General features: G+C 59.7%; 6 protein-coding genes and 1 pseudogene. 1 reads left to right on the forward strand and 6 read right to left on the reverse strand.

Annotated elements, in window-relative coordinates; all coding sequences use genetic code 11:
• The coding region (locus ACLP2E_RS20230; protein ID WP_442466933.1) for a hypothetical protein at positions 1–242 on the reverse strand (242 nt) is incomplete at its 3' end.
• 357 nt (positions 243–599) lie between these two features.
• On the opposite strand from ACLP2E_RS20230, the gene ACLP2E_RS20235 reads away from it, so the two are divergent.
• Entirely contained in the window at positions 600–998 is a 399-nt protein-coding gene (locus ACLP2E_RS20235) for a response regulator transcription factor (protein ID WP_442464211.1), read from the forward strand.
• A 75-nt stretch (positions 999–1,073) separates the two neighbouring features.
• On the opposite strand, the pseudogene bfr reads toward ACLP2E_RS20235, so the two are convergent.
• The 5 genes and pseudogenes from bfr to ACLP2E_RS20260 all read right to left on the reverse strand — a co-directional run.
• Positions 1,074–1,549, reverse strand: a pseudogene (gene bfr / locus ACLP2E_RS20240) (bacterioferritin).
• 475 nt (positions 1,550–2,024) lie between these two features.
• Positions 2,025–3,674, reverse strand: coding sequence for an OFA family MFS transporter (locus ACLP2E_RS20245; protein ID WP_442466934.1), 1,650 nt, complete (start codon positions 3,672–3,674; stop codon positions 2,025–2,027).
• 37 nt (positions 3,675–3,711) lie between these two features.
• Entirely contained in the window at positions 3,712–3,960 is a 249-nt protein-coding gene (locus ACLP2E_RS20250) for a formate dehydrogenase subunit delta (RefSeq protein ID WP_442464208.1), read from the reverse strand.
• Positions 3,957–4,802, reverse strand: coding sequence for a formate dehydrogenase accessory sulfurtransferase FdhD (gene fdhD, locus ACLP2E_RS20255; RefSeq protein WP_442464207.1), 846 nt, complete (start codon positions 4,800–4,802; stop codon positions 3,957–3,959). The genes ACLP2E_RS20250 and fdhD overlap by 4 nt, the downstream gene beginning before the upstream one ends.
• The coding region (locus tag ACLP2E_RS20260; RefSeq protein ID WP_442466935.1) for a molybdopterin oxidoreductase family protein at positions 4,789–5,702 on the reverse strand (914 nt) is incomplete at its 5' end. The genes fdhD and ACLP2E_RS20260, both read right to left, overlap by 14 nt.

Consider the following 5,702-nt stretch of genomic DNA (forward strand, 5'->3'; position numbering starts at 1 on the left):
CTACCCGATCCGCATTCCGGTTGTCCGCAAATAACGTTTCTTTCGGAGCCGTCCGGCTCATGGAAATAGGACTTGACCCTGTGCGATGTGTTATTGTGATGACTGCATCCAGAATCATCTTTATTATCTATGTAGCAATGTATCGTTTCAGACTTTGCAGAACCTGCAACTGGAACGTTTAAAATAAAGATTGTTGCAAAGAACACCATTGAGCGCATGGCGGGCGTAGCGATCGCAAGCATGGTCCCCATCCCTCTCGCGTCATTGCAATCCGACAATAACAAAATGCTTAACTATTGGGATCGTTCCAATCGATTGGCGTTCGAAAGGGCGGTTGCCGATCGCCGCGAACAGGAGGGCGCGGCTCCTCGGAGGCGAAAAAAGCGGATGGATGGAAAGGCTCCACTCAAGTAAGCACTAATACCTGGCGTGAAGATAGCGTCACCTTGGCAATAAAGATGGTGCATTTTGCTGGCGTCGAAACCTCTATGCCCGCTATTTATGTGGATATGCTGTCAAAATTAATTGACCGTTAACGAATGGCGCGCAACAAATATTAGCCAATGATCCGGATGTCTTGAGGCCGCAACGAGGTTGATATGTCCGCAATCTTTGTGATTGACGATGACGCTTCTACGCGTGACGCCATAAAAATGTTGTTGCAAAGCGAGGGGTTTGCCGTGGAGACCTTTTCGTCGGCGCGCGATTTTTTCAAAACCAGCTCTTGGGGCGATAGCGATATTGGTTGCATCCTGACGGACGTCGAAATGCCGGGCGGCGTAACCGGACTGGATCTGCTTGCTGAAGTTTCGAAAAATACCCCTGGATGCCCTGTGGTTGTCATGACGGGAAGAGGAGACGGCGCTTTTCGGTTGGCGGCCCATGCGCTTGGGGCTTGCGAATATCTTGAGAAGCCGTTCTCCGCCGAAAGCCTCATCGAAGCAATTTCCAAGGCGACGCTGCCGGCCACGAGTTGCTGCGGGTTAGGGACCAGTTGATACGGCCCCAGTCGAAACGCGAGGAGCGGAAAACGGCCGACACTTCTTCGGCCGCCCAGCGTTTGTTTTTAACGACTAGCTCAACTCGCCGATGTGCTTTTGCGCATAAAGCGGCAGGCCGATCTGCTTGATCAGCTCCAGCTGCGTTTCGAGAAAGTCGATATGTTCTTCCTCGTCATGGGCGATATCCTCGAACAGGTTCTTGGTGACGCGATCGTTGATCGACACGCAATAGGCGGCGGCCTCCAGATAAAGCGCGCGCGCGGTCATTTCCGAGGCCAGGTCGAGTTCGATGATTTCCTGCACATTCTCGCCAATGGTCAGGGCGTTCAGCTCCTGCATGTTGGGGAAACCTTCGAGAAACAGGATGCGGGTGGTGAATTTGTCGGCGTGAGAATTTCCTCGATGGATTCCTCGCGCCATTTCTTGGCGAGGCCCTTGTAGCCCCAATTGTCGAGGATGCGGTAATGCAGCCAGTATTGATTGATGGCGGTAAGCTCGCTGCGTAGGCCGCGATTGAGATATTCAATGACTCTTGCATCGCCGCGCATGACTTTTCTCCCCGCCCGAGCTAACGCATTCCCGTAGCAACAGCAGTTGCCCGAAATCGTTCCGGTCTGTCAGGGTAAAATCATTCAGCGGCGGCCGCCAGCCTAAATTCCAGGCTTTCCGCCGTTTCCGCGGCCTCGATGGCGTCTTCCCGCTCGAACAAGGACTGAATTTTACGCACACAGCGCCCGCATTTCGGCGTGCGGCCAAGGCAGCGAAATACATCGCGCGCTTTTTCGGCCGAAGCGCCGCAAGGCTTTACGCAAGCCCGGACATCCCGGTCCGATATGACATTGCACGAGCAAAGAATCATGGCGGGGATAAACTCCGTCACCGTCCCGAATGCGCCTGCCGAGCATTAAACACGCCGTGTTGGCGTCAACAAAGCTGTTCGATCTTGCTTAGATTATTTCTAAACTGCAACAGGTGCATGACCAAAAAAAGGCGCCGGTCCGAAGCGAGCGGACCGGCGGCCGCTTATTGGAAAATGATCAAGGCCTTGGCGAGCGTCTGCTCCACCCCCCAGGCCAGCGGCAGGCCAACCGCTAGCCAGGCCAAGGCGGTCCTGACGTCGAATCGACCGCCGCCGATGCCGTATTCGCCGATCGGGCCGGATGGCAAAGCCTGGGCCGTCTCGTAGGCCGCCGCTTCTTTCTCCGGGATCAGATATTTCGCATCGACCGGCTTGACCAGCGCATTGCAGATCATGCCGACGACGAGAAAGCCGGCGAGAATGTAAAGCGTCACGTCATAGAACCGGTCGGCTGGCACACCTGCCGCCTTGTTGAATTCGCGGATGTAATTGACCACCACCGGGCCGACGATTCCAGCCGTCGACCAGGCGGTGAGCAGGCGGCCGTGAATAGCTCCGACATATTGCGTCCCGAAAATATCGGCGAGATAGGCCGGAACCGTGGCGAAGCTGCCGCCATACATCGACAGGATCACGCCGAAAGCCAGCACGAACAAAGCCTTGTCGCCCATATGGGCGAGCGTCGGCGTCGCGGTGTAAAGCGCTATGCCCAAGGCGAAAAACACGAAATAGGTATTTTTTCGACCGATATGATCCGACAGCGACGCCCAGACGATGCGTCCGACAATATTGAATAGAGACAGAAATCCGGCGAAGCCCGCCGCTATCACCGCGATGGTCGCCTTCTGGCCGGCGTCGAGAGCCGCGAAACCCAGTCCAGGCTTGCCGATCAGCGAACCGCCGAAAATCTCCTGCAACATCGGCGAGGCCATGCCGATCACCCCGATGCCGGCCGAGACATTGAGGCAGAGCACGGCCCAGATCAACCAGAACTGCGGAGTTTTAAGCGCGTCGTCGAGATGGACATTGCCAGCCGAGATCATTTTCTTCTCAGCCCTCGGCGGCGTCCATCCTTCCGGCCGCCAGCCGTGCGGCGGCACGCGATAGCCGAAGGCGCCGCCGAGCATATAGAGGAGATAGACGCCGCTCAGCACGGCGAGGGTTTGCCAGACGCCGACCGACGTCGGGGTTTTGAAGTGGTTCATCAGCATGGCGGCGAGCGGCGAACCGATCATCGCGCCGCCGCCAAAGCCCATGATCGCCATGCCCGTGGCCGTGCCTCGCTTGTCGGGGAACCACTTGATCAGGGTCGAGACCGGCGAAATATAGCCAAGACCGAGCCCGATTCCGCCGATCACGCCAGGTCCGAGCCAGAGCAGCCAGAGTTGGTGCAGATAGACTCCGAGAGCCCCGATCATCAGGCCGCCCGACCAGCACAAAGCGGCGACTACGCCGGCCTTGCGCGGCCCCGCGCGCTCCAGCCAGCCGCCCCAGATCGCGGCGGAAGAGCCGAGCAGGACGAAGAAAAGGGTGAACATCCAGCCGAGATCGGCGACCTTCCAATCGCAACTCGTGGTGAAGAGCGCCGTCATCAGGCCGGAACCGGCGGGACAGGCGACGGCTTTCGATACGCCGATGGCCTGGCTCAGGGGCAGCCAGAACACCGAGAAACCATAGGCCATGCCGATGCACAAATGGATCGCCAGAGCCGCCGGCGGGACCAGCCAGCGATTGAAGCCCGGATGGGCGACTGTCGCCGCGCGGTCAAGCCAGCCTCCCCGAACGAGTCCGCCCGGTTGCGTCAGTGTCGTCATGATATTCTTCCTCGCCCACTATCGTATTTTTACTTTTTTACTTCACGTCGCTGCGCTTGATTCCTGTTTTCGCCGCCAGCAGGAGGGGCGGAAAGGAGCGGCCGGGCGTCTCGATGGCGGCGAGGAATTGCCTACGCATTTTTGGTGTCCAGTAACGGTTGATGTGATGGGCGATCAAGGCCGCCGCTTTGTCTTCGGGATAGGCTTTGAAAAAATCGGCGATTTCGCGCGCCATGCGGATCAGCTTTTCGCCGGGATCGTCGTGAAGGGCGGGTCCGAGATTCATGACGCCTCCGCCTGCATGCCAGCACAATAAGACGCCAGGGCCCCGGCGAAAACCGTCACCCCGTCGGCGCGGGCGATAGCCGCCAGCGTCAGGCCCAGAGCCTCCGCCCTTTCAATCGCCAGCGAAGTCGGCGCCGAAATGGCGACCAGCGTCGTCGCGCCGAAGATAGCGGCCTTTTCGACCATTTCGAACGAGGCGCGGCTGGTGACGACAATGAATCCGTCGCGCGGGGAAACGCCCTCGCGCAACAAGGCGCCAATCAGCTTGTCGAGCGCGTTGTGCCGCCCGACGTCTTCGCGCAGGGCGCGGATCGTTCCATCGCGCGAGCAGAAGGCGGCGGCGTGGACCGCATGGGTCAAGGCGTTGAGCTGCTGGTTCTTTTCCAGGTTGGCGAGCGCGGCGAACAAGGCCTGCGGCGTGATCGGCGCGGTGGGCGCGAGGGCGTTTGCCTGCGGCAATTGCTCCACCGTCTCAACACCGCACAAGCCGCAGGAGGTGCGCCCGGTGATGGCGCGCCGCCGCGCAAGATGTTCTCGGAACCGCCCCGGCGCGAGGTCGATTTCCAGCGCCAGCCCCTTATCCTGGGTTACAACGCCTACGCCGCGAATTTCATCGGCCGAGCGGATGATGCCCTCGGTCAAAGAAAAACCATAGGCGAAATCCTCGGCGTCGCCGGGGCTCGCCATCATCACCGCATAAGGCGTGTCGCCATAGAGAAAGGCGACGGGAATTTCGACCGCAATGGCGCGCTGCGAGGCGACGGCGAGCGAAAGGTCGCCGGCCGTCTCGATTTTTCGCGCCCGCGTCACGACGCTGGCGGGGAGTCCTTCACTCTGCGGCATCAGGCGCCGCCTCCAGCAATTGCTTCAAGGTGAAATCCTCCTCGGCATTGCGCTCCTGCCAGGCCGAGAGGCTGTTGGCGCGGCGCACTTCCACCGCCGTCACCTTGTATTCCGGGCAATTGGTCGCCCAGTCGGAATTATCCGTGGTGACCACGTTGGCGCCGGAGCCCGGATAGTGGAACGTCGTATAAACCACGCCCGGTTGCATCCGTTCCGAGATCCTGGCCCTAAGAGAGACGTTTCCGGCGCGACTGGCCAGGGAAACCAGGTCGCCATCGACGATGCCGCGCATTTCGGCGTCGAAGGGGTGGATTTCCAGCACGTCTTCCGCGTGCCAGAGTGCGTTTTCGGTGCGACGCGTCTGCGCGCCGACATTATATTGCGACAGGATCCGCCCGGTGGTGAGGATCAGCGGGTAGCGCGGGCCGCTGCGCTCGCGGGTCGGGACATATTCGGTCAGCATGAACCGCCCCTTGCCGTTGACGAAGCGATCGACATGCATCAACGGCGTGCCTCGCGGCGCCGCGTCGTTGCAGGGCCATTGCACCGACCCCAGTTCGTCGAGCTTTTTATAGCTCACGCCCTTGAAGGTCGGGGTCAGGGCCGCGATCTCGTCCATGATCTCGCTTGGGTGAGCGTAATCCATCTCATAGCCGAGCGCCTTGGACAGTTCGACGGTGACGCGCCACTCGTCCTTGCCGCATAGCGGCGCCATCACCTTGCGCACGCGATTGATCCGCCGCTCGGCATTGGTGAAAGTGCCGTCCTTTTCGAGGAACGAGCAGCCCGGCAGGAAGATATGGGCGTATTTCGCGGTTTCGTTGAGGAACAGGTCCTGCACGATCACGCATTCCATGGCGGCGAGGCCCGCCGTGATATGCTGCGTATTCGGGTCGGACT

Source organism: Rhodoblastus sp., from assembly GCF_052145335.1.
Lineage (GTDB): Bacteria > Pseudomonadota > Alphaproteobacteria > Rhizobiales > Beijerinckiaceae > Rhodoblastus.

Excerpts from the sequence above, each read along its gene's own strand:
- ACLP2E_RS20235 (WP_442464211.1), top strand. The coding sequence starts at position 600 with ATGTCCGCAATCTTTGTGATTGACGATGACGCTTCTACGCGTGACGCC.
- ACLP2E_RS20245 (WP_442466934.1), bottom strand. The coding sequence starts at position 3,674 with ATGACGACACTGACGCAACCGGGCGGACTCGTTCGGGGAGGCTGGCTT.
- ACLP2E_RS20250 (WP_442464208.1), bottom strand. The coding sequence starts at position 3,960 with ATGAATCTCGGACCCGCCCTTCACGACGATCCCGGCGAAAAGCTGATC.
- fdhD (WP_442464207.1), bottom strand. The coding sequence starts at position 4,802 with ATGCCGCAGAGTGAAGGACTCCCCGCCAGCGTCGTGACGCGGGCGCGA.